The following is a 25,872-nucleotide window of genomic DNA, read 5'->3' as shown; positions in this document are numbered from 1 at the left end:
AACTGTTTGGCGAGACTACCGTCGGCCAAGCGCCTGCATAACAATGGGTGACACTTGCATTGCACCGGTTGCGGGGAAAACAACCCCGCCGGGTACGCGCTCGACCGAGACGACGCGCTGACCAGTCGATTGCGTGCGTTCGTGCCCGGATCGCTCGGAAGTGGACTCGCCCCCGCTTCGAGTTAGCTCATGTCTCTCACGCCAGGGCGGGTTCCCGCCCCCGCCCGGGTTTCCGAAACCGATACCAGACCAGCAACGGCTCCCGTATCGATAGAGCGGCCGCCTTCTCCGAACCGCTCAGAACTCGGTGACGACCGGAATGCCGACCGTCTCGTAGTCATCCATCGAGGCCAGCGTCTCCGGCAGGTCGTCGAGCGAGAGCCGCTCGCCGATGATCTTGCTCGGCTCGAGGGTGCCCTGCGCGATCAGCTTGAACAGCTCTTCGTAGCGGACCAGCGGCATGCCGAAGGAGCCATGGAAGTCGATCTCCTGCATCGTCATGACGTCGACGGGCAGTTCGATCTGCCCCTCCTCCTCGCCGGTCGTCAGACCGACCTGGACGTGGCTACCCCGCGTGCCGAGGCTGTTGACCGAGTTCGTGCAGGTCTCGGCGACGCCCAGCGCGTCGATGGAGACGTCTGCGCCGCCGTCGGTGATCGCCTGGACCTCCCGGGCCACGCTGTCGACCTCGGTCACGTTGATCGTCTCGCGCGCGCCGAGCTCTGCGGCGCGCGCGAGTTTGTCGTCGACGAGGTCGACTGCGATCGGATGGGCGCCCAGCGCGTTCGCGATGTGGATCGCGGAGAGCCCGACGCCGCCGCAGCCGTGGACGGCGACCCAGTCGCCGGGGCGGAGGTCAGCGCGGTCGGCCAGCGCGTGGTAGGCGGTCATAAAGCGGCAGCCGAGACCCGCCATCTCGTCGTATTCGACGGTTTCGGGCAGCTTGACGCAGTTGAAGTCGGCTTCCCGGACCGGGAACGCCTCCGCGAACGCGCCCTGGGAGTACTCCGACAGTCCGAGCGGAATCACCGTCTCGCAGTTGTTCGCCCGCCCCTCTCGGCAGTGCGGACAGCTCCCGTCACCGAGGTGGAACGGGACGGCGACCTGGTCACCGACCTCGAGAGTCTCGACGTCGGACCCGACCTCGGAGACGACGCCGGCCGGCTCGTGGCCGAGGATCTGCCCCTCCGGGACCCCCGCACCGATCCAGCTCCAGTCGCCCTGCCAGGCGTGCCAGTCGCTGCGACAGACGCCGCAGGCCTCCGTCTCGACGACCACCTGATCCGGCTGCGGCTCCGGATACGACACGTCCTCGATCGCCAGCGGTTCCCCGTGTTCTTCGATGACGGCTGCTCGCATGCCACCTAGTTCCGCCGGACACCACAAAAGTTTATGAGAAATACCCAGAACAGAAACGTGTAATCGGTTTATTTCGGCTCAGGTGAGTAGTTCTGCGCTCTCCGCGGAGAGTTCGATGGTGACGTCCTGTCGCGTCTGGTCGCTGATCTGATCGATGTTCCGCGTCAGCACCTCGAGGACGTCCTCCGGTTCGGGGTAGACCAGCAGGTTCCCGTCCCCGTCTTCCATCACCAGTTGCGTGTCCGCCAGCGTCACCTGATCGTTCTCGATGTGAGCGACGATGGCCGGCAGGGCCTCCGCGCCCCCGACGTCGCCCTCCTCGACCTTCGCGATGTACAGCGAGTCGAGTCCGATCAGATCCTTGTACTCGCGGACGCGCTCGGCGCAGGCGACCATATCGCGCGTGATCGCGGTCTTTCCCTCGTTGCCGTGGGTCCCCTCGTAGCACTGTTTGCAGACGCGGAGTTCCATGCGCATACGACGTCGTTCGATATCATCCCGCAAGGGGGTTTCGCAGGCGACGACGTCAGTCACGCGCGATTTGATAAGTCGATGAGACGCCCCGAACCGTAATCGATCGATACCGTTCCTCGCGGCCGACCGCTCGAGACAAGTGAGAGTGTCTAAACCGGCATTGATCCAGTATATTCCTCGTTTTGGGGACGGTATTGAAGTTCGTCCGCGCGTACGTTGTGACGATGGTACGGGAGCATCCGGCGCGCGTCCTTCGGGTCGACCTCTCCGCGCGGACCGTCGCCAGCGCCTACAGCGGACGGTCCAGTATCCGAGGGCGAATCGGAACCGCCCGCGGGGTGAGCGACGGTGACTGACCGGATCGATCTCGACGACCTCGAGACCGGTACCGAGGAAGCGGAGGAGTCGGGAAACCGGGGCGACTGGCTGTGGCGCGATGACGGGGCGACGGAGCCGGCGGACGAACCCGATTCGCCAGCGGCGGGGACGACGAAGGGGACGGCAGACGCAGACCCGGCGACCGAGACCGAGGACGACAGCGCGGAGACGGACGGGCCGGACCGCACGCCGGCCCCGCACGTCCCCAAGACGGACGAGAGCACGCCCGTCGGGATTCCGACCGAGGGATCCGGATCGAGCGGATCGACGGGGACGACGGCGGGATCGAGCGACCAGGGAACCGAGTCGATGCGACCGATGGGTGCGGCGCCGTCGGAGGCGTCGAACGCGGCGGACACCGCCGAGCCGGCGTCGGGACCCCATGGCGGCGGCGCCGACGAGATGACGACGGCGATCACCTACGGCGCGCTCCGTCGACTCGAGCATCCGGCCGCGGTCGTCGCCGACGCCGCCGGCTGGAGCGACTGGGTCGGCATCGTCGGTGACGTTCCCGCCCACGTGATCCAGAAGTTCCAACGCGACCGCGGGATCGACGTCGACTTCTTCAACGGCACCGGGACCGGTCCCGGCGAACGCCTCACCGCGATCGACCGCAACTCGATGTTCTACGCCGATCGGATGGTCGTCGTCGGACTCGCAGGCGAGGACGAACCCATCGCCGAGACGGCCGACTGGGAGTTCGTCCCCCTCGAGACGGCGGCCGAGAAGGCCGACTGGAAACTCGCGGACGCCGAGTGAGGCGTTTCCGTTCGGTCGCCTCGAGGCGGCCGAGTAAGCGGTTTCGGTCCACGGATCAGCGTCGACGACAGTTCGGTTCGAGAACCGGTGGCGCAGGGAATTTTTACCGTGGCCGTGGTGCCTGCTCGCATGGGTATCCGTACTGCGATCGAACACAACCCGCTCGTCACGGCGGGGCTGTTGTTCGCCATCGGCTGGACCGTCGTAATCGGGGCCCGGATCGTCGACCAGATGGGGCCGATCGTCGGCGGCAACTGGGTCGGCCAAAACGGCCTCGGGGGCCTGATGGGCTTGCTCATCATCGTCGCCTTCCTCGGCCTGTTGATCGCCTCGTTCGGCGCGCTCGGCGAACCCAATCCCGCACCGAAGGAGTGGCCGCCCGAGTGAGATGACGGGCGATCGACTCACCGTCCCCGTCAGCGACCGGTTCCGCGAGGCCGCGACCGACTGGGGCGACAACCGGCTCATGGACGCGGACGACGCCCTCGAGACCAAGGCCGAACAGGCGCTGCTCGAGATCGAACACCTCGTCGCCGACGCGACCGAGGTCGAGTTCACCGTCGGGGACGGCGCGATCCACCACCGGCCGAGCGACGATCTCGCGGCGTTTCTCGACCGACAGGCCGACCGTTACGGCCTCGAGCCCGCGGAGGTGCTCTCGATGCACGTCGACCTGTTCGCGCGGGTGTTCCTCGAGAGCGAGGAGACGGAGTCCGCGGACCCGGACGATCCGCGCCCGTGGTAATCGGCGACCCGACGCCGCAGGGCCGACCTGTACGCGAATTGCGGGAAAGCTATAATCGTGTGGCTCGTGAACGTGTAGCTATGACGCACACCGAGTGGAAACCGGAGCCGGCCCTCGACTGCTCGTGTGGCAGGGAAGTGTGGGACCACGAGGCGCCACACCGCATCAACGACGGCGAAGTCGACGGGGACGTCTCGTTCAGCGACGAGGTCCTCGAGGGGTTCCGGGACGAAGACGACTGATCGGCGGTTCGATTCTGCGGTCCCGTCAGTAGCCGGAGACGTCGTCGAAACAGCTCCCGCATCGTTCGATCGCGGTCGACGTCTGGACCGTCTCGTCGGAGACGAGACGCGTGCGGTCGTGGGTCGCGGTAACAAGCGATCCGCACGCCGTCGCGCGTACGCTTTCGTCGTCGCACGGTTTGTGCGCGGTGTTCGTCTGTGGGTTGAGAATTCGAGTCACGGCAGTAGCCACGCGAGAACTGTGCTTAGTCGTACTACCCACATAGTTGGTGTACGCCGATCCGAACACTCAGCGCTCGCGACCCGTCTTGGATCGCGACTCGCGGCGCGCAACGATTATCATCGCCGCTATCTTTTATATAAACATGACTTCAAATATTCTGCACACGTCGGGCGAATCGAATAGCCTCGTCGCCGCACTCTCGATCCTCATCGGAATACTGGTGGTCGGCTACGGGCTACTCGTCACTTCGGCGTCGCCGCTCGGCGGCGCCTGGATCGCCGCGATCGGGATCGCCCTTCTCCTGTCAGGGCTGTTCGCAATCGACGCGGTCGGCGATCGTCTGGGGCTCGCGCCGAATCGCCGACGCCAACTCTCGCTTGGCTGTTCCGGCCTCGCCGCGCTGCTGGCGGTCGCGTTCGTCGTCATCAACGGTGCGACCTTCGAGACCGAAGAACTCGAGGGCGCCGCGTCGGCGCTCCGTCGGTAACGCCGCCCGTTCTCCTCGCCGTCTTTCCACCGTTTCTCCGCTCAAGCCATGCTCATCGCGATCTCCTCTTCGAACGCGACGTACCCCTCGAGGATCGAGGCGACGGCCTCGTAGAACCGCTCGTCGGCGGTCTCGCGAACGTCGTCGGCGAACGCGGGAATCCACTCGGAGAGGTGTTCCTCGTGGAAGACGCGCTGGTAGCCGACGGTCTCCTCGTAGCCGGCCCGCTGCTGGCGGATCAGGTAGCGGAGGAAGGCGAGTTCGACGGCGACGTAGTCGTTCTCCTCGGGATACTCCTCCGGCGGCGACCAGCCCGCGGCGCCGTAGCTGGCCTCGACAGTCGCCAGTCCCGCGCCGCGGAAGTCCGTGTCCTCGCGGTAGTAGGTCTCGTGGGGGAGGATCGGCGGCCGCGGGCCGACGAACAGCCGGGTGAACTCGCGCTCGAGGTCGTCCCGAACGGCGTCGACCTCCCGGTCGCGGTTCGCCTCGATGAACGCCTCGAGCGTCGCGAACCCCCCGTCGAGTTTCTCGCCGGCACCCTCGTCGGGCAACAGGACGTCCTCCGAGAGGATCGTCTCGACGAACGCCTCGCTCGGCACGTCCGCGAATGCGTCGATCAGGAAGTTCACCAGCTCGAGCCGTGCTTCGTATAGCGCCTGTTGGTTTACGCTCATGAATGTCGGTGGATCGTGATCGTCCGTCTCGATTAGCCGTTGCCGCGATCGTAGAGCAGTTGCGCGCGACAGTCGCCGCAGTACTCGAACACGCTCCCCTGTGCACCTGGTACGAGTCCGGCGACGGCGTCGCCGACCTCCGACTGGATCTTCCGTGCGGTGCCCTCGCTCGCGAAGGGCTTCCCGCAGCGGTTGCACTCGCGCATCTCGCCGTCGTGGACCGCGATCCAGGCGGGATCGTCCGCGTCCGGGCGGTTCTCCGGTAGCAGCGAGCGGTCGAGGCCGTCGCGCATCGTGATGACGTCCTCGACGCAGCCCTCCTCGCAGGTCCCGCAGTTGACGCACTGCTCGTGGTTGAACTCGAGGGTCGCCGTCTCCTCGTCGCGGCGGATCGCGTCGGTCGGACAGAGGTTCGAACACGTGGGCGTGAGCGTGCAGCCGTCGCCGACCTCCATTCGACCGAAGTCTTTCAGACCGCGGATCACCTCCCGGTCGGGGTCGACGTGCTCGAGGATCGCCCGGACGCTCTCCAAGGTCCACCCGTGGCTGTCGAACGGCGGATTTTCGCGGTCGGCACCGCCGGACTGCATCCGGCTGCTCGCGGAACTCGCTTCCGCGCTGATTCCCCCGGTCGCCTCGTGCTCGCCCGCGGGGATCGGCGAGGGCTGGAGTTCGACGGCGAAGGTCGAAATCGCCTCCACGAAGGCGCCCGGCTCGTCGGGGTCGGGCGCGAAGAATTCGAACCGTTCGCCGAGCTCGAGGTCGCGCCCGGCCCGGTTGAGCCGGTCGACCAGTTCGGCCTTCGGATCGGGGCCCGAGTGCAGGCAGTCGCCGCCGCAGCCGACGATCGCGACGCCGTCGGCGCCACAAGCCAGCGCGTGTATCGCGTGGGCCTCGCCGACGGTATCGGTACAGTTGACGCGCACGGGGAGGATCGGCGGGTACTCGACGTCGGCCTTGCCCGCGGCCGCGAGGCGGCCGTACTCGGCGAGCGCGTCGTCGGCCTCCTCGGAGCAGACGAACGCGACGATGGGCGCGTCGACGTCCGAATCCGACCGGTTCAGGAGCCAGCCGCCCTCCTCGTCGGTCGGCCGGAGCAGCGCCTCGACCTCGCGAGCGATGCGCTCGTTCGAGGGCTCACGCAGCCGCGTCGCGCCCGTCGGACAGGCGCTGGTGCAGGCCCCGCAGTTCTGGCACGCCTCCTCGTGGAACTCGACTTCGTCGATCCTCGCCCGCTCGACCGCGTCGTGCGGACAGGCCTCGACACACTCGTTACAGCCCGGCTGACTCGAGTCGCCAGCCGCGCAGACGTCCATCTCGAGATCGAGGTGAGCGGGCTTCTCGATGCCGCCGAGGTGTTTTCGCACCGCCGAGATCGTCGCTGCGTCGATCGGCGCGGTGTAGAAGCCGATCCGGCCGCCGCGGGTCTCCCGGCTGGCGGCCGGGTAGACGATCTGATCGAACTCGAGCGTCCGCCGCGTGCCGTCCATCTCGATCGCGTCGGTGGGACAGACCGCTGTCCACGCGCCGTCGGGCGCGCCGGGATCGATGTCGACGGGGTAGCGCGTGATCGCGCCGTCCGGCCCCTCGTGAACGCACTTCATACAGGAGATGCAGTCCTCAGTGACGCGGGACTCGAGGCGAACCTCGAACCTGCCGAAGCGGCCGTCCACGTCGACGACGCGCCCGCGCTCGATCGTCACGTCGTCGAGATCGGCCGCGGCGTCGACGAACTCGTGTCCGTTGGCGATTAGGGTCACGTCGGCGTCGTCGGCCAGCGCGGCGGCGGTGTCGGGATCGGCGACGACAGCGACGCTGTTGCCGGCTTCCGACGTGAGTGTCTGGGTACAGGACTCACTTTCGAGGCCAGCCTGCCGGGCGTTGACCATGCGGGCAGTCTTCGCCGTCGCGCCAGCCTCGTCGTGGACCCAGCCCGCGCCCTCGCGCTGGTCGACGAACGAGACGGCGTCGGGGTGGACCCCCTGCGCTTCGGCGACGCGCTCGAGTTTTCGCTGGACTCGCCGCTCGGGGCAGGTGACGATCAGCTGGTCGAGGTCGTACTCGTCGATCACCTGTTCCATCGCGGGCAGGCCGTCCTCGCAGAGCAGCCGCGAACTCGCCGCGACGTCGACGCCCTCGATCCCCTCCCGGGCCGCCTCGAGGTCGATGTCACACGTGTCGGCACAGGAACAGACGAAACTCCCGACCTTCATCCTGTCTTGCTATCCCATGACACGATATGAACGTTGCGCCGAGTAAGCACGCGCTTCTCACGTCACGTCAGAATAAATGAGTCATATCCCGCACCTGTTCGAGTAATAGACGAATAACCTAGACGAACGACACATTCCGGCGTTCTGACTCAGGCAAATATTGATGGTGGGTACCAGGGAAGGCGGTACCATGGGTGTGTGTAGCACAACACCGAACCGACGGGAAGGTGCACTTGCGATCGTCGCAGCAACGGGCGTGATGCCATGAGCGCGGCGGACGGGCCGGTCACGATCGACCTCGACCGGCGCTCGTTCATGAAGGCCAGCGCGCTCGCCGGCGGGATCTTTCTCGGCGGGGGCGTGACGGGCCACGTCCTCGGCACCCAGGAGGAACAGGAGGACGACGGCGTTCCCGAGGGGGAAGAGACGGCGAAGGTGATCTGCAACTACTGCGCCGTCGGCTGCGGGTTCAAGGCCGTCAAGGACGGCAACTCCTTCGTCGGTCAGGAGCCGTGGTTCGAGAACCCGATCAACAACGGCTCGCTCTGCTCGAAGGGTGCAGGCATTCTCCAGACCGAGCACTCGCCCAAGCGGCTGAAACACCCGATGCGGAAGGAAGACGGCGAGTGGCGGCGCGTGACGTGGGACGAGGCCTATCGGGAGATCGCCGAGACGTGGAAGGAGACCGTCGAGGAGTACAGCCGCGAGAGCGTGATGTTGCTGGGCAGCGCCCACCACTCGAACGAGGCGGCCTACGCCAGCCGGAAGCTCGCGGCGTTCATGGGGACGAACAATGTCGACCACCAGGCGCGGATCTGTCACTCGCCGACCGTCACCGGGCTCGCCAACACCTGGGGGTTCGGCGCGATGACGAACACGATCAACGACTACCGCAACTTCGATCTGCTGATCATCCTCGGGCAGAACCCCGCCGAGTCTCATCCGATCGCGATGCAGCACATCTTAGAGGGGCAGGCGCGGGGCGGAACGATCGTCTCGATCGATCCCCGGTACACGAAGACGTCGGCCCACGCCGACTACTTCCACCGGCTCCGGCCGGGAACGGACGTCGCGCTGATCTTCGGCCTGCTCAACTACGTCCGAGAGCAGGACGGACTCGATGATACCTTCCTCGAGGACCGCGTGATGGGGTGGCCCGACGTCGAGGCCGAACTCGATCAGTACGACCTCGAGACGGTCTCCGACATCACCTGGATCGACCAGGCGGATCTCGAGGAGATCGGCGACCTGATCGTCGAGAGCGCTCCCCAGATCCAGGTCGAGTGGGCGATGGGTGGCACACAACACAACAATGGGACGCAGAACATTCGCGCCTACGCGCTGTTCAGTCTCGCGACCGGGAGCGCGGCCCGCTCCGGCGGCGGCCTGCAGGTCATGCGCGGCCACGCCAACGTGCAGGGTGCGACCGACCTCGGCGTCGACGCGAGCATCCTGCCGGGCTACTACGGCGTCGACGCGCCCGGCTCGTGGGAGCACTGGTCGTCGGTCTGGACCCAGAGCCCCTGGACCAGCGGGAGCATCTCCTTCGAGGATCTCTACCGGAACTTCGAGCGAATGCCAGACGAGATGTGGGCGGGCCTCGAGGTACCCGCCTCGGTCGAAGAGGGTGAATCCGGCTCGGAAGACGAGGGCGAGTCGCCGAACGGCGAGGAGCAAGGAAGCGGCGGCGACGAAGGCAGCGAGGACGAGGGGCTTCAGGAGGACGCCCCGATCGAGGAGCCGGATCCCCAGTCGATGATGTTCCAGCGGGGGCTGACCGTCGCCCGCTGGTACGAGGCCGCCCTGGGTCAAGAGGACCGACTGCTCGACTCGAACCTCTACCAGCCGAACCCGCTGAAGATGGCCTTCTTCTGGGGGCACTCGGCGAACTCCATCAGCGAGATGGACAAGATGAAGCGGGCCATGGAGGCGCTGGACCTGCTGGTCGTCGTTGACGTCTTCCCGGCCGTCTCCAGTACGCTGCCCGACGACGCGGACGTCCTGTTGCTCCCGGCCGCGAGTCAGTACGAGCACGTCCGCTCGGTGACCAACTCCCACCGATCGGTCCAGTGGAGCGAGGCCGTCGCGACGCCGGCACACAACTCCAAGCCCGATCTCCAGATCATGCAGGAACTGGCCGATTACATGGGATTCGGCGAGCACTTCGACTGGGGGTCCGGCCCGGAGCAACACAACGGCCGGAGTTCCTACGAGGAGGCGCTCCGGGAGATCAACCTCGGGGTCCGCTCGATCGGCTACCAGCAGTCGCCGGAGAAACTCCAGCAGCACGTGGAATACGACTGGGCGTTCAGCACTGAAGACCTGCGGGCGGAGAACACCGGCACGCCCGTCGACGGCGACTACTGGTCGCTCCCCTGGCCCTACTGGGGCGACGACCACCCCGGATCGCCGATCATCTGGACGAAGGAGGCCGACCCTCGAGACGGCGGCCACGACTTCCGGGTGAACTGGGGCCAGCAGGCCCCGACGCCCCAGGAGTGGACGGAGATGGACGTCGACAAGGAGTACCCCATGCAGGAGACCGTCGACCAGCAGGGGGAGGACGGGCTGGACCTGATCGCCGGCTCGTTCGAGGCGCCGTGGTGGGACGGCCAGGAGGTCCAGGGCGTGCCGTCGTATCCCGGCTACTCGACGATCCTGCCCGACGATCCCACGGAGGCCTCGAGCCAGACGCTGCCGGTTCAGGCGGCCCTCGACGAGGACGTGTCGGTGTACGAGGCGGCTCAGGCGGTCAACGAGCAGTACGGCGATCAGGTGGACGTCGATCCCTCGGAGTTCGAGGAGTACGACTACGAACAGCCCGACCCGCCGACGGGTCGCGGAAAGGCGCGGGCGGTCGTCTGGACCTTCCTCGATACGGTGCCGGTCCACCGGGAGCCGGTCGAGAGTCCGCGCCCCGATCTGGTCGAGGAGTGGCCGGCCAACGGCGAACAGACCAACTTCTGGCGGCTCGATCAGAACAACGCCAGCGTCCAGCAACGGGCGACCGAGGCGGTCCACACTGAACTCGGCAGCGACGCCGAGAGCGGTCGGACCGTGATCATGACGTCCGGCAGGCAGGTCGAACACCAGGGCGGCGGCGCCGAGACGCGGAACAACAAGTACACCGCCGACCGGCAGCCGCACATGTACGCGGAGATCAGCCCCAGTCTGGCCGAGGAACTCGACGTCGTTGGCGGTGACGACCACGTCGTCGTCACGTCGGCCGACAAGGGATCGATCCTCGTGAAGGCCAACGTGACCAACCGTGTTAACGACGAGGAAATCTTCCTCCCCTACCATTGGGGCGGGGTCTTCCACGGCGAGGACAGGACGTCGAACTGGCCCGACGGCATCGAGCCGCTGGCGATCGGCGAGAGCGCGAACATCATCACGCCCAGCGGGTTCGACGCCGAGACGCAGATGCAGGAGACGAAGTCGGGCGTCGTCCACGTCCAGAAGGCGACCCAGAGCGTGGTCGACGACCTCGGCATGGAGTTCATCGACTACCCGCAGGACGACGGCGGCCTCGGGGCCCAGAAGCAGTACGACGTCCGCGAGTGGGACATGGAACACGGCGGTGAGCAACTATGACACAGGACGAACCGTCCGGCCAGGTGATGAGCCAAGGCGTCATGAGCACCGGCGAGGGGATGCGGATCTTCCCCGACGTCGAGGCCTGTATCGACTGCGGCGGCTGCGTCGTCGCCTGCAAACGCACCTGGGACCGGGAGATCGACAACCAGCGCATCGACATCACGACCATGGCCGAGGGCGTCGCCGGCCCGCAGGGCGAGAACGCCGACAAGACCGGCCGGCTGGCTGCGGGGGAGAACCCCGGCGAGACCAGCCTGCCGATGCAGTGTTACCACTGCGAGAACGCGCCCTGCGTCTCGGTCTGTCCGACCAACGCCCTCCAGAAGGAGGACGACGGCTTCGTGTCGGTCCACGAGGACCTCTGCGTCGGCTGCCAGTACTGCCTGTCGGGCTGTCCGTTCGGCGCCCCGCAGTTCCCCGACAGCAACGACGGGACGGCCCAGATCTTCGGTACCGGCGGCATCATGGACAAGTGCACCGGCTGTCGCGAACGCCAGGAGGTCCAGAAGGGGCCGGCCTGCGCCGAGGAGTGTGCGACCGACGCCATCCTCGTCGGCGGCGCCGGCGAGATCGCCGACGAACTCGAGGCCCGCGACAGCCAGCCGTTCTTCAACGACGAGGCCATGGCGATCATCTTCGGCGAGGAGGACGCCCAACTGTTCCAGTGACCATGAGCGACGACCGATCAGCGGACACACACGACCACGCAGGCGACGACGTCCGGGCCGCGAGGGAGCGCGAGCGGACGACCGATGCGGTCGATCGGGAGGCCGCCTCGAGTGCCCGGAAACGCGAGGCACAGGCTGGGGTACCGTCCGACGAACAGCGAGCGGACGCCGGGTCCGGATCGGCCACCGGCGAGGGGAGCGGCGGTGACGGCGACGACGGGAGCGGCGACGGGGGCGGCGGTCGGTCGGGCCGAATCGCCTTCTGGCTCAGCGCCCTGTTCGGCCTCGCGCTAGCGGTCGGCGCGGCCGCGCTCGTCATCGGGCGCGCCCCGTTCTTCGAGAACGTCATGCGGGTCCGTCCGACCATCGAGGGCGGCGGCGTCGGCGCCGACTGGGTCGTCGGGAACACGGGGCCGATCCTCGAGGCCGCCATCACGCTGGTCCACCTAGCGGACGTCGTCATGGGGATCTTCATCCTGCTGATGGTATTCATCCACTGGGCCGCGTTCCGCCGACTGGCGACCCGAATGCGGCCGCCCGCGGGCTCGAGTCGTGCCGGAGAGAGCGCGACGGCCACCGACGGGGGTGAGCGGTCCGCAGGACCGCGGTCCTCGTCAGACCTTCGGTCTGACGTCGGTGAGCCGAGCGAAGCGAGGCGAACGCCGGAAGACGGCAAGTCTGGCGATGGCGGAGGTGATCACCGATGACGAACCTCGATCACGGGAAGTTCTCGCGGGTGACGACGATGTTCCACTCGCTGCTGGCGCTGACGGTGTTCATCCTGTTCTTCACGGGGTACGCCATCGCCTTCAACACGGAGCTGTGGTGGCTCGTTGAGCTGATGGGTGGCAACCAGGGCGTGCTCTCGATTCACCGACTGGCCGGCTTCGCGCTGATCGCGCTGACCGGGTTCTGGGTGCCCTACATGCTGCTTCGGTCGACCAGTCGGTCCAACTTCCGGTCGATCTTGCCCGCTCTGTCCGACGTGAAGGCCTTCATTCAGGACATCCAGTTCGCGCTGGGGCGGGCCGACGAGCGCCATCCGGCGGCCCGCCAGTTCGCGGGCTACAAGGCCGACGAGGTGCCGCTGATCTCCTACATCGGCAAGGGCGTCATCTGGATCTTCACCGTCGAACTCGTCTTGCTGATGCTCTCGGGGCTGCTCATCTGGCGCAAGACCTGGCTGATCGACTTCTATGACTCCCAGTCGGTCGTGATGGCCTTCGTCGCCTTCCACGGCCTGCTCGGGGTCATCATGCTGATGGGCGTGATGTTCCACACCTTCGAGCACGGCTTCCACCCGGCGTTCTACCCCGTCGAGATGAAGGCGTTCCTGCCGAAGGATCAGACGCCGAACTTCCACGGCGACCCCGACGAGCACGAAACGACCGGGATCGAACGCCTCCGGCGCAAGTCCTCGTGGCGGTGGGCGACGAACGTGATGGGCGTGCTGGTCGTCGTCGGCATCGTCAGCGTGATGATGGCCAGCCTCGAGTACGGCGGCTACCCGGTGCCAGACTCGCTAGCGTTCGACGAGGGGAGCGCCCTCCGGACGATCGGCATCAACGCCGGAATCTTCGTGCTGCTCGTCGGGCTCGTCCTCTCGGTGTTCGGCAACGTGCTCCGGGCGCGGTACCTGAGCCAGCGCCGGGAACGGGCCCAGGAGCGACCGACCGAACGGGCGCCCGCGGCGGACGGCAGTGGACCGGCTCGCGACGACGGCCCCAGCGAGGCCAACGACTGACCGCCGCGGTCGGTTTTCCGCCCGCTCGAGTCGCCGCGTTCGGGCATTGCGAGTCACGTCGCTAGTCGCCGACTCGAGCCCGCTACCCGCTCGAGGCGTCGGGAATCCGACGCCTCCGCGGGGGATTTACGTCGCTTCGAGGCGTATGCTACCCCATGGCAGACCTCCTGTACTCGATATACGCCGTGGCGGTGCTCGTCGTCGCGGTCGGCGGCCTGCTCGGGGTCGTCTTCGCGACGCCGGACGTGACCGACGAACGGGAGTACAAGTACGAGGCACTGGCTGTCGTCGCCGCCGTCTTCGTGCTAGCGATGGTCGGCAGTTTCCTGCTGTAACGACCGTCTCGACCGGCGAGACGATTCGCTCGAGTAGTTACTTCGACAGCATAGAGAGCACATCGTTGGACTTTATTTCACAACTTTGTAGCCGACTACTTTGCTGCACATTTACAATGTTGTGTGTTCATTCCCCGGTATGGAGTACCACGACTCAGAGACGGCGACGGCGGTTGCGGGTCGCGTAGCGGACTTCATGGATGAGGTCGTCATCCCGCGCGAACGCGAGGCGCTCGCCACCGGCGAGCAGATTTCGATGGCCGAAATCGAGGAGCTGTGGGAGCAGGCCAAGGAGCGCGACCTGTTCGCGCCGCAGGTCCCCGAGGAGTACGGCGGCCAGGGGCTGGACTTCAGCGACATGCTCCCCTCCTTCGAACAGGTCGGCCGCTCGCTGATCGGCGCGCTGGCCATCCGAGCCAACGCGCCCCAGGAAGGGAACATGCACACCCTCGAGATGGTCGGCACGGAAGAACAGAAGGAGGAGTACCTGCGTCCGCTCGTCCAGGGCGAACTCTCCTCGGCGTTCGCGATGACCGAGCCCAAACAGGGCGGCGGCTCGGATCCGAAGATGCTCCAGAGCACGGCCGTCAAGGACGGCGACGAGTGGGTCATCAACGCCCACAAGTGGTGGACCTCCGACGGACTCGACGCTGACTTCTACCTGGTGATGGCCCGGACCGATCTGGACGCCCACCCCTACGAAGGCACCTCGATCATCCTCGTTCCGCGGGACGCCGACGGCGTCGAGGTCGTCCGGAACGTCCCCCACCTCGGCGGCCACGGCATCACCGAGCGCGAGGGCGGCCACGCCGAAGTGAAGTTCGACAACGTCCGCGTCCCCATCGAGAACACGATCGGCGAGGAGAACGAGGGCTTTCGAATCGCTCAGATGCGACTCGGCGGCGGCCGACTCACCCACTGTATGCGCTACTCCGGGATGGCCCAGCGCTCGCTCGACATCGCGAAGGCCTACCTGCAGGAACGGGAAGCGTTCGGGACGAAACTCGAGGACAAACAGGCGCTGCGCCACCGGATCGCCGACGCCGAGACGCGGCTGCACGCCGCCCGCTGTATGGTCCGCCACGCCGCGCGCGAACTCGACCGCAGCGACGCCCGTATCGAGGTCGCCATGTCGAAGATGCTCACCGCGAACGTCACGCAGGACACCATCGACCTCGCCTTGCAGTGCTGTGGCGGCAACGGGATCGGGAAGGACCTCCCGATCGCACACTTCTACGAGAACGTCCGCGCGTTCCGGATCGTCGACGGCGCCGACGAGGTCCACCGCCGCTCGATCGCCCGCTGGGCCTTTGACGACGTCGACGAGACCGAGATCGAGAACGCGCTGCAGTTCGACGAGGACCTGCGCATCGACGCGCTCGACGAGTAACGGACGCCGTCCGTCGGCGCCATTTTTGCGTCAGTAGTTGGGAAAACGGCTTCTTTAACAGAGTGTGAATTAGCGTTCAGTACAGGCGGAGGCGTTAATAGAGAGGCTGTCACTATCTCCGAAGATGTCAATAACTGCGTACTGAATACAGAGCATTTCCCCTATTCACTCAAGAAGACATAGCTAATTGCTAGAAAGTCTTATTGTCATAAAGAGTGTTGAAATAATCATGGACGAGGATGAAGGGAGCCTAAATGGAGATATTGAAGCTAGAATGGAGAATGCGGACGGCGATTCTGAAACTTCAGCCCTCCAGTCGATGGGATACATAGATAATGGAACCGGAATGAGTCGGAGAGAGGAAGATTCTACGGATTCTGGACATTCAGTTCTCCAGATGGTCTTACTGATAACAGTGGCAGTATTCTTCGGGGGTTCTCTCCTGTACTTCCTCATAACGGGTATCTTGGCTATATTCGGTATCTCACTGTAGCGAGTCGTTCCCCTATGATAACTGTTTGAATAATGTGGTTCCAACACAATACTCCTAATTTCAACTACTGCAATCCCTATCATTTCCAATGGAGGGTGTGGCTTCCCATCGGTGCCACGGTAACAGCGTAGGTCGCCCGTCTAGGAACGGCAGCGCCAGACGGCTCAGACCCGCTCGATGATCGTCGCGATCCCCTGTCCGAAGCCGATACACATCGTCGAGAGCGCCCGCTCCCCGCCGGTGCGTTCGAGTTCGTGGACCAACTTCGTCAGCAGCGCCGCGCCGGTCGCCCCCAGCGGGTGGCCGTGGGCGATGGCGCCGCCGTTGACGTTCACGTCCTCCCAGGAGACGCCGGTTTCCTCGAGCCAGGCGGCGACGACGGCGGCGAAGGCCTCGTTGACCTCGAAGAGATCGATATCCTCGAGTTCGAGATCGGTCTTCTCAAGGACGCCCTCGGTCGCCGGAATCGGGCCGGTGAGCATCGTCACGGGGTCGACGCCGACGACCTCGGTCGCGACGATTCGGGCCATCGGTTCCCACCCGCGTTCGTCGGCGGCCTCCTCGCTGGCGATCAGGAGGGCCGACGAGCCGTCGACGATCCCCGAGGAGTTGCCGGGGTGGTGCACGCCCTCGCCTTCCTCGCGGAAGGAAAGCGGGAGGCTCGAGAGCGTCTCGAGGTCGGTCTCCGGTCGCGGGTGCTCGTCCCGTTCGACGGTGACTGTCTCACGGGTCGCTTCGCTCCCCGTTCGATTCTCGGAGTCGCTTCGCGACTCGCTTTCCCCGTCCAGTTCCGTCTCAACCGGCACGATCTGGTCGTCGTACCGACCCTCCTCCCAGGCCTCGCCCCAGCGGCGCTGAGAGTCGACGGCGAGTTCGTCGAGTTCCGCGCGGTCGAAGCCGTACCCCTCGGCGATCCGTTCGGCGCCCTCGCCCTGGTGGGTCAGTTCGTCGAAGTACTCGAAGTAGGTGTCCGTGACGGCGCCCTCGCCGGCCACGCCGTCAGCGCCGTCGGAACCGAGCGGGACGCGGGTCATGTGCTCGACACCGCCGGCGACGAGGACGTCGTGCTGGCCGGCCATCACGTTCGTCGCCGCGAAGTTCACGGCCTGCTGGCCGGAGCCACACATCCGGTTGAGCTGGACGCCGGGAACGCCGTCGCCCCAGCCGGCGACCATCGGTGCGATCCGGCCGATGTTGAGCCCCTGCTCGTCGACCGGCGTCACGCAGCCGTAGATCACGTCTTCGATCGCGTCGGGGTCGAAGCCGGTTCGCTCCTTGAGGGCCTCGAGCGGCGTCGCCGCCAGATCCTGCGGATGGGTGTCTCGAAGGGAGCCGTCCCGCTTGCCGAACGGCGTCCGGACCGCGTCGACGATGACTGCGTCGTTCATGTAGGGTCATCACATGGCCAGCGAGATATTCGTTCCGCCGGGTGGGGATCGTCGCCGCTGCTCGGGACGATTCCCGTCACTCAGACGCTCATCGAGCGACTCCGTGCACTTATTTGGGGCCCAGTAGCGATCATCGTGTATGGACGACGATCTCGATGCAGTCCGAGTGGCGTTCGACGACGAGACCGGGGTCGGCACGATCACGATGGACCGGCCGGACGCGCTCAACGCGCTGAACGGCCAGCTTCGGGCGGACATCATCGCCGGCCTGCAGCGTCTCGAGGCCGAAAACGAGGCCGCCGACGGCGTCGCCCTGCGGGCGGTCGTCCTCGAGGGCGCCGGCGAGAAGGCGTTCTGTGCCGGCGCGGATGTCGGCGGCTTCTCCGAGGAGTCGACCGGCGCCGGCTCCGAGCGGGATCACTACGAGTTCATCCGGGACTTCCCGGCACCGGTGATCGCGAAGATCGACGGCTACTGTCTCGGCGGCGGCTTAGAGACAGCGCTCGCCTGCGACTTCCGGCTGGCCAGCGCGTCCAGCACGCTCGGCTTCCCCGAGGTCAATCTCGGGCTTCTTCCCGGCGCCGGCGGCGTCCAGTACGTGACGAAGCTGGCCGGCCCCGCGGTCGCGAAGGAACTGGCCATGACCGGCGAGTACATCTCCGCCCAGCGGGCCGCTGACGAGGGGATCATCAATCGCGTTTACGACGACGACGAGTTCGACGAAGCGGTCGACGCGTTCGTCACCGACCTCGCCGGCCAGGCGCCGCTGGCCGTTCAGGCGATCAAGGACTCGGCGCACATGGCCGTGCAGTCGGGCCTCGAGGAGGGCCTGCGCTACGACGCCAAGCTCTTCGGCGAACTGCTCGAGACCGAAGACCACGAGAAGGGTGCGGCCGCGTTCAACGAGAACCGCGAGCCGGAGTTCGAGGGGACGTAGCCGCTGCATACCGTCTCTCTCTCTCGAGATCACAAGCGGTCGATAGAATCGCGTGCGGTGGCACGCGCTGCCGGTCGACCCGAGTAAGGCGAAGTGCGAACGCAGTGAGCACCTCGAAAGTGAACGGCGAACGGAGTAGGCCGTGAACGAAAGCGAGGGCGATCGCAAACGCCGTACGAGGGCTGCGAGGAATCGCTGCTATCTTTCGGTCACGACCTCAATCCCACGCACCACCATTACAATACGGTGTGAACGATCGCGGAAACGCGCCCGGTGGGACGGTATTGCCGGGAGAGCGCCGACCACCGGCGAGGGACACAGTTATGCGTTCAGTTACCGAACCGTCACGAAAATGGTACACGGATCGCCTGACTCGAGCTGGCGACCGATCGGCCGGAACCACGCGCTCGACCCCGCCCGCGAACGGATCGCTCGAGGTGGTTCCCGTGCCGACTAAGCCCCTCTCGGAACTCGAGGCGATGGTCGGCGACTCCCGGACAACCGTCGAGGAGTTCCGGATCGAGCGCGGCAAGGTCGAGGAGTTCGCGCGGGCGATCACGGATTCCGACCCGCTCTTTCGCGACGAGAGCGTCGCTCGAGAACGGGGCTACGAGGCCGTTCCGGCGCCACTGACGTACGCTCGCGTGAGCCGGTTTCCGCGGTATCGCCCCGACGGCCTCGAGGGGTACGGCTTCGACCTCGGCTTCCGGCCCGAGTACGTCCTCCACGGCGAGCAGGCCTACGAGTACGAGCGACCGCTGTTCGTCGGCGACGTCCTGACTGGGACGACCACGCTGACCGATGTCTACCAGCGCGACGGCGGCCGAGCCGGCTCGATGACCTTCGCCGTCTACGAGACCGAGTATCGAGACGAGAACGGGGACCTCGTGCTCACCGACCGCGCAACTGCTATCGAGACCGCCGGCGCCGTGGATGACGAGGGAGACGACGACGCCAGCGGCGACGACGATGCCGGCAACGGCGAACCGCAGACGGACTCGAACGACGGTGACGCTGACATCGACGCGACCGTCGATCCGGAACCGACGGCTAACGGCGGACGAGTTCCGGCCGCCGAGGCGGTTGATACCGTTCGCTCGGTCGACGGAGTCGACGTCGGCGACGGCGGTCCGACGGTGATCGTCGACGACCTCGAGCGCAAGCACTTCGTGAAGTACGCCGGCGCGAGCGGCGACTTCAACCCGATTCACTACGACGAGCCCTACGCTCGCGGGGCGGGCAACGAGAGCGTCTTCGGCCAGGGCATGTTCACCGCCGGCGTCGCCTCCCGCGTCGTCACCGACTGGTTCGGCCTCGAGTCGATCGCCGCCTTCGGCGTGCGCTTCCAGTCGCGGGTTTTCCCCGGCGATACGATCGTCGCGACCGGCGAACTCGAATCAGTCCGCGCCGAGGAGGGCGTCGTCGAGGTCGCCCTCGAGGCGACCAACCAGCACGGCGAGACGCTGCTGACGGGATCCGCGACGGCGTCGCTCGAGGAGTGAGCGGCCGCGGACCTCGGAGGGGGCTCGTCTCGTACGGCGGACTCTCCTGAGTGGCGCGACGGCCGCCCCGAGACGACGATCGCGACGGGCCGACGGCGGCGTGGCGAGTGCCGACGCGTACTATTTTGTCGTCGTCGGCGCAACGACCGACACGAACATGCGCGTACGCCCACACCGTCATCGATCGAGAGTCGCCACACGCGTCCGATGCGAGACCGAGTACGGGGGCTCCGGTCGATGACCGTCGTCGTCCCGCCGCACGTGGTCGATGGGGGCGGTTCGGATCTGGTCGCCGAGATTCGCGACCGTCGGCCCGGGATCGACCTCGAGCACGTCGCGGACGACGCCGAGGTGCTCGAGGCGGCGGCCGACGCCGAGGTCATCGTGACCAGCCAGCTCCCCGAGGACGTGCTGGACGCGGCCGAGAACCTGCGCTGGGTGCAGGCGCTCAGCGCGGGCACCGACGAATACGATTACGACGCCCTCGGCGCGCGGGACGTCGCCCTGACGTCGGTGTCAGGCATCCATGCGCAGCCGATCGGCCAGCAGGTACTGGGGTATCTGCTCCACTTCGAACGCCGGTTCGATCGGGCGATCGCCAAGCAGCGCCGGCGCGAGTGGGAGCGCCACGGCGGCCGCGAACTCGGCGATCGAACGATCGGCATCGTCGGCGTCGGCGCGATCGGCTCGCAGGTCGCCGACTACTGCACCGCCTTCGACGCTCGCGTCGTCGGGACGAAACGCGATCCAACGGACGCGCCCGCGGTGCTGGACGCCGTCTACGGACCGGACGACCTCGAGTCCGTCCTCGAGGTCAGCGACTACCTCGTCCTCGCCTGTCCGCTGACCGACGAGACCCGCGGACTGATCGACGCCGACGCGCTGGCGACGCTTCCCGACGACGCGGTGCTCGTCAACGTCGCCCGCGGTGAGGTCGTCGAGCAGTCGGCGCTCGTCGACTCACTCGAGGCGGACGACCTCGGCGGCGCCGCGCTCGACGTCTTCGAGGAGGAGCCCCTTCCCAAGTCGTCGCCGCTGTGGGATCGCGACGACGTGCTCGTGACGCCCCACATGGCGGGCTCGACCCCCCACTACTGGGAGCGGTGCGCCGACGTCTTCCTGCGAAACTACGATCGATTTCAGGCGGGCGAGCCCCTCGAGAATCGCGTCGTCTGAACGCCTTTTTGCCCGACCGGGCATCTATGCGGTGCCGTTCGCGATGACTCACGTCACACTCGAGTGGCACCCGTATTGGATCGGTTTGGTTTCATCAGACCCATCGCCTCGAGAATCCGCGCGAGTGCCGCCGGTCGCTCCGGCGAGACGCGCGACCGCTGGGGCTCCCACGAGATATTGACGTTCGTGACTATTATCGGACGTGACGCCTCCAGAACAATGCTGGCCCGTTGATTAATGGTCGTCTCTCCCGAACGAGTGGATGGATGGGGGTCGTTACGAAAATTAAGCAGTTCGTCGGTGACGAGGGAGAGCTCTACGAGTGCCGGAACTGCGGCGAGAAATTCGATCACGAGCCCGAGGCGTGTTCGACCTGCGGCTCGACGGAAATCGCTCACTACGAGTTCTGAGCGGGGCCGAAGGCGGACGGATAGTCGAGACACACGGGTGCACGACCGACGGGTCCGGCGACGAACGCATCTGTCTCGAGCTCCTCGATTCGATATGGCCGATTCGAACGCGAGCCGGACGGCGTCGACGATCCAGTCCCTCGAGCGCGACGCCGGAACGGTGCCGCCGAGCGAGACGGAGACGGCGACGTTCGGCGCGGGCTGTTTCTGGGGCCCCGATGCACGCTTCGGCGCGCTCGAGGGCGTCGTCCGAACGCGCGTCGGCTACGCCGGCGGCACGACGCCGGAGCCCAGCTACTACGCGCTCGGCGACCACACCGAAGTCGTCCAGCTCGAGTACGACCCGGACGAACTGTCGTACGAGGACCTGCTCGAGACCTACTGGTCGACCCACGACTGGGCGTCGACGGCACCGAAACGCCAGTATCGAAGCATCGTCCTCGCACATGACGACGACCAGTACGAGACCGCCGTCCGCCGGCGCACTGCGCTCGAGGACCGAGCCGGACGGTCGGCCGCGACCGACGTCGAACGGCTCGAGTCGTTCACCCGCGCCGAGGAGTACCACCAGAAGTACGAACTTCGCTCGACGCCGGTCGTCGGCGACGAACTCGAGGCGCTGTACGGCGACGCGTTCGTCGACTCGACGGTCGTCGCCCGACTGAACGGGTTCGCCGCCGGACACGGTGACCCGGCCCAACGGGACGAACTGCTGGCGGCGCTCGACCTCCCGCCGACGGTGCGGATGGAGCTCCGACGGCGGTTCTGACAGAGCGATAATTTCGGCAGCGCGTGCGATCGCGGTCGCGGCAGTTTCTCGTTGCGGCCCGCGGCCTCGAGTCGACCGTTAATCGTCCTTATTTGTATCTCGGGGCCGAACACCGGCTATGACCGGTGACGACCGATACAAGGTGTTCGGAGTCTACCTCTCGGCGCCAGTGACCGACGCGCTCGAGGAGTATCTATACGACGAAGCGGGCGTCCTCGACGTCGAGGCCTACTTCGAGGAGACCGCGGATTCGGTCCCCGTCGGCGATCCGGGCGCCGACGCGACCGACGACCTCGTCGCGGGCGTGCTGGACTCCTTCGCCGACCTCTACGACCGGGCGGATTTCGCGGCCGCCGAACGGACCGCTCCCGACGCGTTCGATCTCGTCCACCTCGCGGCCGACCCGACTCGAGTCGCCGACGTTCGCGAGCGGTTCCGGGCCGCCGCCACCATTCAGGACGCCGACCTGCGGACGGTTCAGACGGCGATTCTCGGCGCCCACCTCGAGGCGGGCCCGACTGAATGAGGTGCCGTTGGTGGTCGATGGCGTGGTCCCTTCGCTAGCGCTACGTCGGATCCAGACTCCGGAATACTGCTGTGACTGCGCTTCGCGGGCCGGCTACGCGTCGGGGTTTCGGCGCTCGACCATTCCCAGTCCGACCCAGGAGATGACGACCTCGTCGTGCTGGTTGATCCCTTCGAGGCGGCTGTCGACGTAGCCGCGCTTGGGATCGCTCTCGGAGACACGCTTGTCGACGACCTCCGTCCGAACCGACAGCGTATCGCCGGGCCTGACGGGCCGGTTCCAGCGGAGTTCGTCCACGCCGCGAGCGCCCATGCTGGCCTGGTCCTGGATCGAGCCGTCGACGAGCAGCCGCATGCAGATCGACGCGGTGTGCCACCCAGAGGCGACGAGTTCGCCGAACGCGGACTCCGCGGCCGCCTCCTCGTCGGTGTGAAACGGCTGCGGATCGTACTGCTCGGCGAACTCGAGAATTTCCTCCTTCGTGACGGTGTACTCGCCGCACTCTTGTGTCTCGCCGACCTCGATATCCTCGTAGTACTGCATACTGCTGTCAGTGTGGCGTGCGAACAAGAGACTATGGAAAGCGGAATCGCCGCCAGGTACCGAGCGACGGTGTCAGGCCCGCTGTAACTCGTGAATCGTCACCCAGTGGTCGGGGTGCTCGGCCTCGTGGTCCCTGGCGTCGCGGTTGGCGTCTGGCCAGTCGGTACACTCGCGCTCGAGATCGCAACTGTCACACTGGATCCGGTATGCCATACTGTAACATCCAACGAGGCCGGTCTTAAGCGTTCGTCCTGAGTGAGAACAGACGGTCCATCGGCCCGATAGATCGGTGGTTGGATGGCGTCCAACGGGCCGCTGAACGGGACCGCCTCACTGAAATACGTCAGTTATGGATTCCGTCGCACCCGATCCATCTGCGATTGTGTGTCTGTCACGTGAGCAGTTCGTAAGGAAGTGGTGAAGTGGATCTACAAGGCCAGCTGTGAACCGACACGAGGGAAGAATTTAGATTCCTCTCATTTGGAGTGGTGATTCTCTATCTTCACTACTCTTTTCCTTATAATGATGACGGTCGCTCAGTAGGTCGTTCGGTCGAGCCATTCGCGCCAGAACTTCATCCGGTGAATTTCCCCTCGGTAGAGGTGTGACAGACTTGAGCTCGGTCCCATCTCCGCCTCCAACAATCCGCGGCCGATCTCGCGATACTCAGCGTCGGTCGGATCGTCGTCTTCGGCCGACTCTCGGTCCATCGAAGCCATGGTTTCGATTGGGTCGAACGTACAATATTAGTTCCGCTGGAGCGGATTCAGGCCGACTATTTCTGACAGTAGCATCGATGAACGCCGTGGTGCGATTGAACTAAGTATGAAATTCTGATGGTATCACTTGCCGGCGCATCCGTCGCCCCTTCGTGATGTCCTTGCCGACGACGACGCCATTCGCGATCAGCGAGGTATAGTTGCATATTGACTGCCAACGATGCTGCCAGCTTCGATAGATGGTATTCGCGGCGTGCTGAATACAGAGCGCGTTTCGGTCATGACACTCACCCTAGGACGCTGACGAAGACACATCGTGCCCACAGGGTGAGATCGTCGCCACTGCATCGAGTAGCCGTTGATCAATCTGGCTTTTCGCCGTCATCTGTCAGAGAAGAAATAATGAGTCGTTTGGTCCCACGTCGAAGGAGACCACTGGCTGCAGGTTGAGAGATATCCAAATTAGCGGCGACGTCGCTGAGAGTTGCGTTCCGTGGGTCTTCGAAATACCCTGTGTCGAGTGCGACGAGAAGTGCCTCTCGTTGGCTATCAGTCAACCCCGCGTCCGTATTCCCTAAACTAGCGTATTCGTTCACGCGCAGTAACTCGATATCAATGTCGTTCTGTTCTGCATAGTCCCATAGAGGGGCCAGATTCGTCCGGTCGGGCATCCATACTGTTAGAATCCAACCGTTTCCGTCGTTCTTCATATCGAGTATGATACCGTTCGCGGTCGAAATAACTGGGGAGATGATCTTCGCTTCGTCTGTATACTCGAAGCTATAGATCGCTTTCTCGTCTCTGGTTTCAATAACTCGTTCAAACTCGCCGATGGTGTGATCATTCCGCAATCCGTCTTCGAACTGGCGGAAATCAGATGACTGTATTCGATAGAAGAATTTCCCCGATGTCGGGTCAGTTCCTGCCTCTAACACTGACTCGACTTTCGAACTCTGGTCGTGAGTGACTGTCTTTGTGAGCACTATGTCAGGGTGCTCGACTCGGACGACTGCTTTAATATCGGTCACTGTTCTATCGGGTAGGTGTTTTTAATATATGAACATGTATATTTGGCAAATCCCCTAGGGACTATCATAATCAGTTTACTTTATACAGAGGCTGTGTAAAAATCGGTATTGGGCTCCGAATCAAAGTCAGCGAAACACTACAGACAGCGTCTGCGTTCAGCAGTCGGGCGCTGTTCTATGGGCCAGTGAAACGGAGGCTGCTGGGGACAATATAAGAGAGCGGTCCGGCGGAGTTGGTGGTACACTGCTCAGAACGAGGATAAAGTGCATCGAAATCTCTCGTGGAGTTCTCGGGGCGATAATCATCCTTTTTGCTTGCCCTCGTCGTCCTCACTGCATCCACCGAGCAACCCGCAAAAGCGGTCAGGGATGCGTGGAGTCTCCTAGACCCGATATAAATGGATTATTCGATTAAGAGAGAGACCAATGCTGGCACGGTCGGTATGTAGTATGTATGGCACAGAGATATCATGCCGATGACCGAGGCAGTGACACTGAACCGAAATTCCACCTCCCCGCCGGAGTCACCCCACCGTTCGATACCAGTCGCTTCGAGCGTCTCTGGGTGTCGCTATTCGACTATTCCGTTGAATCACCATGATGGAGTTCCCTGAGATAGATTCGGCTGTGTTCTTTGGTTCGATTACAATGGTCGCTTGGGGAATTTGGGTAGTCTTGGGCAACGCTGCGTCGGAGTCTATCGACCCGAGGACAGCCGCTGCAATCACCTATCTTGTTGCGGGACCCCTTGCACTCGGATACATCCTCGTTTCAGACGCATCGCTTGCCATTACTGCGAGAGGAGGACTGCTCGCTGGCACTGCCGGATTGTTCACCGGAACAGGTCTGATTTCGATGTACATCGGTCTTTCCGGGGGGTCAACAACCGTCATCTCTACTCTCGGTGCGATGTACTTCGTCGTCGCGGCTCTCATCGGTATGGTCATTCTCGGAGACGAAGTTACGATAACGAGATTTGCTGGGATAGCGTTCGCAGTTATTGGGATCATCTTGGTTACTCGATAGAGTAGCCTACGCAATTGTTGGGCATGGGATAGCACTCTCAAGAAGCGAGTCAAGGCGCGTCTAAGAC

General features: G+C 64.9%; 28 protein-coding genes and 2 pseudogenes. 20 read left to right on the top strand and 10 right to left on the bottom strand.

Annotated elements, in window-relative coordinates; translation table 11 throughout:
- Nucleotides 1–297 precede the first annotated feature (297 nt).
- Nucleotides 298–1,359, bottom strand: coding sequence for a zinc-dependent alcohol dehydrogenase family protein (locus EH209_RS02475; protein ID WP_126661389.1), 1,062 nt, complete (start codon nt 1,357–1,359; stop codon nt 298–300).
- A gap of 78 nt (nt 1,360–1,437) precedes the next feature.
- On the bottom strand, nt 1,438–1,836 hold the full coding sequence (locus EH209_RS02470) for a hypothetical protein (protein ID WP_126661388.1): 399 nt from the start codon (nt 1,834–1,836) through the stop codon (nt 1,438–1,440).
- A 221-nt stretch (nt 1,837–2,057) separates the two neighbouring features.
- Between EH209_RS02470 and EH209_RS24905 the strand changes: the two genes are divergently transcribed.
- The 5 genes from EH209_RS24905 (at nt 2,058) to EH209_RS23845 (ending at nt 3,957) form a co-directional block, all read left to right on the top strand.
- A complete protein-coding gene (locus EH209_RS24905) occupies nt 2,058–2,189 on the top strand; it encodes a hypothetical protein (protein WP_267878302.1) in 132 nt (43 codons plus the stop codon).
- Entirely contained in the window at nt 2,182–2,970 is a 789-nt protein-coding gene (locus tag EH209_RS02465) for a DUF7124 domain-containing protein (RefSeq protein WP_126661387.1), read from the top strand. Before EH209_RS24905 ends, EH209_RS02465 begins: the two co-directional genes overlap by 8 nt.
- Nucleotides 2,971–3,099: 129 nt before the next feature.
- Entirely contained in the window at nt 3,100–3,357 is a 258-nt protein-coding gene (locus EH209_RS02460) for a hypothetical protein (RefSeq protein ID WP_126661386.1), read from the top strand.
- A 1-nt stretch (nt 3,358) separates the two neighbouring features.
- The gene (locus tag EH209_RS02455; RefSeq protein ID WP_126661385.1) at nt 3,359–3,715 is read left to right on the top strand and encodes a hypothetical protein; all 357 of its coding nucleotides are present in this window, start codon (nt 3,359–3,361) and stop codon (nt 3,713–3,715) included.
- A gap of 80 nt (nt 3,716–3,795) precedes the next feature.
- Complete coding sequence (locus EH209_RS23845; RefSeq protein WP_164721985.1) at nt 3,796–3,957, top strand: hypothetical protein; 162 nt, start codon at nt 3,796–3,798, stop codon at nt 3,955–3,957.
- 25 nt (nt 3,958–3,982) lie between these two features.
- Here the strand turns inward: EH209_RS23845 and EH209_RS02450 are convergent, their stop codons facing one another.
- Nucleotides 3,983–4,177 carry a hypothetical protein gene (locus tag EH209_RS02450; RefSeq protein WP_249038737.1) on the bottom strand — a complete coding sequence of 65 codons (195 nt, stop codon included), beginning with the start codon at nt 4,175–4,177 and terminating at the stop codon, nt 3,983–3,985.
- A 145-nt stretch (nt 4,178–4,322) separates the two neighbouring features.
- Between EH209_RS02450 and EH209_RS02445 the strand changes: the two genes are divergently transcribed.
- Nucleotides 4,323–4,667, top strand: coding sequence for a hypothetical protein (locus EH209_RS02445; protein WP_126661383.1), 345 nt, complete (start codon nt 4,323–4,325; stop codon nt 4,665–4,667).
- 41 nt (nt 4,668–4,708) lie between these two features.
- Here the strand turns inward: EH209_RS02445 and EH209_RS02440 are convergent, their stop codons facing one another.
- Nucleotides 4,709–5,341: a TorD/DmsD family molecular chaperone gene (locus tag EH209_RS02440; RefSeq protein WP_126661382.1), complete on the bottom strand. Its 633-nt coding sequence runs from the start codon at nt 5,339–5,341 to the stop codon at nt 4,709–4,711.
- A 32-nt stretch (nt 5,342–5,373) separates the two neighbouring features.
- Nucleotides 5,374–7,554: a hydrogenase iron-sulfur subunit gene (locus EH209_RS02435; protein ID WP_126661381.1), complete on the bottom strand. Its 2,181-nt coding sequence runs from the start codon at nt 7,552–7,554 to the stop codon at nt 5,374–5,376.
- Between the two features lie 264 nt (nt 7,555–7,818).
- Here EH209_RS02435 and EH209_RS02430 point away from each other — a divergent pair, with 264 nt between their 5' ends.
- The 7 genes from EH209_RS02430 to EH209_RS02400 all read left to right on the top strand — a co-directional run bounded on the left by EH209_RS02430 (nt 7,819) and on the right by EH209_RS02400 (nt 15,781).
- Nucleotides 7,819–11,148: a molybdopterin-dependent oxidoreductase gene (locus tag EH209_RS02430; RefSeq protein WP_126661380.1), complete on the top strand. Its 3,330-nt coding sequence runs from the start codon at nt 7,819–7,821 to the stop codon at nt 11,146–11,148.
- The gene (locus tag EH209_RS02425) at nt 11,145–11,819 is read left to right on the top strand and encodes a 4Fe-4S dicluster domain-containing protein (protein ID WP_126661379.1); all 675 of its coding nucleotides are present in this window, start codon (nt 11,145–11,147) and stop codon (nt 11,817–11,819) included. The genes EH209_RS02430 and EH209_RS02425 overlap by 4 nt, the downstream gene beginning before the upstream one ends.
- A 2-nt stretch (nt 11,820–11,821) precedes the next feature.
- Nucleotides 11,822–12,526 (top strand): hypothetical protein, encoded by a 705-nt coding sequence (locus tag EH209_RS02420; RefSeq protein WP_126662506.1) that lies wholly within the window; start codon nt 11,822–11,824, stop codon nt 12,524–12,526.
- Complete coding sequence (locus EH209_RS02415; protein ID WP_126661378.1) at nt 12,523–13,563, top strand: cytochrome b/b6 domain-containing protein; 1,041 nt, start codon at nt 12,523–12,525, stop codon at nt 13,561–13,563. Before EH209_RS02420 ends, EH209_RS02415 begins: the two co-directional genes overlap by 4 nt.
- 155 nt (nt 13,564–13,718) lie before the next feature.
- On the top strand, nt 13,719–13,898 hold the full coding sequence (locus tag EH209_RS02410) for a hypothetical protein (RefSeq protein ID WP_126661377.1): 180 nt from the start codon (nt 13,719–13,721) through the stop codon (nt 13,896–13,898).
- Nucleotides 13,899–14,037: 139 nt separating this feature from the next.
- Nucleotides 14,038–15,288, top strand: coding sequence for an acyl-CoA dehydrogenase family protein (locus EH209_RS02405; protein WP_126661376.1), 1,251 nt, complete (start codon nt 14,038–14,040; stop codon nt 15,286–15,288).
- Between the two features lie 229 nt (nt 15,289–15,517).
- A complete protein-coding gene (locus EH209_RS02400) occupies nt 15,518–15,781 on the top strand; it encodes a hypothetical protein (protein WP_126661375.1) in 264 nt (87 codons plus the stop codon).
- A 164-nt stretch (nt 15,782–15,945) separates the two neighbouring features.
- Here the strand turns inward: EH209_RS02400 and EH209_RS02395 are convergent, their stop codons facing one another.
- Nucleotides 15,946–17,169, bottom strand: a complete 1,224-nt coding sequence (locus EH209_RS02395; protein WP_126661374.1) for a thiolase family protein — start codon at nt 17,167–17,169, stop codon at nt 15,946–15,948.
- Nucleotides 17,170–17,308: 139 nt separating this feature from the next.
- Between EH209_RS02395 and EH209_RS02390 the strand changes: the two genes are divergently transcribed.
- The 6 genes from EH209_RS02390 (at nt 17,309) to EH209_RS02370 (ending at nt 22,489) form a co-directional block, all read left to right on the top strand.
- On the top strand, nt 17,309–18,106 hold the full coding sequence (locus EH209_RS02390) for an enoyl-CoA hydratase/isomerase family protein (protein WP_126661373.1): 798 nt from the start codon (nt 17,309–17,311) through the stop codon (nt 18,104–18,106).
- A 446-nt stretch (nt 18,107–18,552) separates the two neighbouring features.
- Nucleotides 18,553–19,608, top strand: a complete 1,056-nt coding sequence (locus EH209_RS02385; protein ID WP_126661372.1) for an FAS1-like dehydratase domain-containing protein — start codon at nt 18,553–18,555, stop codon at nt 19,606–19,608.
- 237 nt (nt 19,609–19,845) lie between these two features.
- Nucleotides 19,846–20,784 carry a D-2-hydroxyacid dehydrogenase gene (locus EH209_RS02380; RefSeq protein WP_126662505.1) on the top strand — a complete coding sequence of 313 codons (939 nt, stop codon included), beginning with the start codon at nt 19,846–19,848 and terminating at the stop codon, nt 20,782–20,784.
- A gap of 266 nt (nt 20,785–21,050) precedes the next feature.
- Complete coding sequence (locus EH209_RS23840) at nt 21,051–21,194, top strand: hypothetical protein (RefSeq protein WP_164721984.1); 144 nt, start codon at nt 21,051–21,053, stop codon at nt 21,192–21,194.
- Between the two features lie 94 nt (nt 21,195–21,288).
- Nucleotides 21,289–21,963 carry a peptide-methionine (S)-S-oxide reductase MsrA gene (gene msrA, locus EH209_RS02375; RefSeq protein ID WP_126661371.1) on the top strand — a complete coding sequence of 225 codons (675 nt, stop codon included), beginning with the start codon at nt 21,289–21,291 and terminating at the stop codon, nt 21,961–21,963.
- Nucleotides 21,964–22,081: 118 nt separating this feature from the next.
- Nucleotides 22,082–22,489, top strand: a complete 408-nt coding sequence (locus EH209_RS02370) for a hypothetical protein (RefSeq protein WP_126661370.1) — start codon at nt 22,082–22,084, stop codon at nt 22,487–22,489.
- A 93-nt stretch (nt 22,490–22,582) separates the two neighbouring features.
- Here the strand turns inward: EH209_RS02370 and EH209_RS02365 are convergent.
- The 4 genes and pseudogenes from EH209_RS02365 to EH209_RS02355 form a co-directional block, all read right to left on the bottom strand.
- A pseudogene (locus EH209_RS02365) lies at nt 22,583–23,062 on the bottom strand (MaoC family dehydratase); the annotation flags it as partial.
- Nucleotides 23,063–23,104: 42 nt separating this feature from the next.
- On the bottom strand, nt 23,105–23,245 hold the full coding sequence (locus EH209_RS23835) for a hypothetical protein (RefSeq protein WP_164721983.1): 141 nt from the start codon (nt 23,243–23,245) through the stop codon (nt 23,105–23,107).
- A gap of 329 nt (nt 23,246–23,574) precedes the next feature.
- Nucleotides 23,575–23,742 (bottom strand): annotated as a pseudogene (locus EH209_RS02360) (DUF2270 domain-containing protein); the annotation flags it as partial.
- Between the two features lie 371 nt (nt 23,743–24,113).
- Nucleotides 24,114–24,779: a helix-turn-helix domain-containing protein gene (locus tag EH209_RS02355; RefSeq protein ID WP_126661368.1), complete on the bottom strand. Its 666-nt coding sequence runs from the start codon at nt 24,777–24,779 to the stop codon at nt 24,114–24,116.
- A 600-nt stretch (nt 24,780–25,379) separates the two neighbouring features.
- Here EH209_RS02355 and EH209_RS02350 point away from each other — a divergent pair.
- Complete coding sequence (locus EH209_RS02350; protein WP_008894769.1) at nt 25,380–25,805, top strand: EamA family transporter; 426 nt, start codon at nt 25,380–25,382, stop codon at nt 25,803–25,805.
- The last annotated feature ends 67 nt before the right edge of the window (nt 25,806–25,872 follow it).

This window comes from Haloterrigena salifodinae (assembly GCF_003977755.1).
Taxonomy (GTDB): Archaea; Halobacteriota; Halobacteria; order Halobacteriales; family Natrialbaceae; genus Haloterrigena; species Haloterrigena salifodinae.
This window is presented reverse-complemented; position numbering and strand designations above follow the sequence as displayed.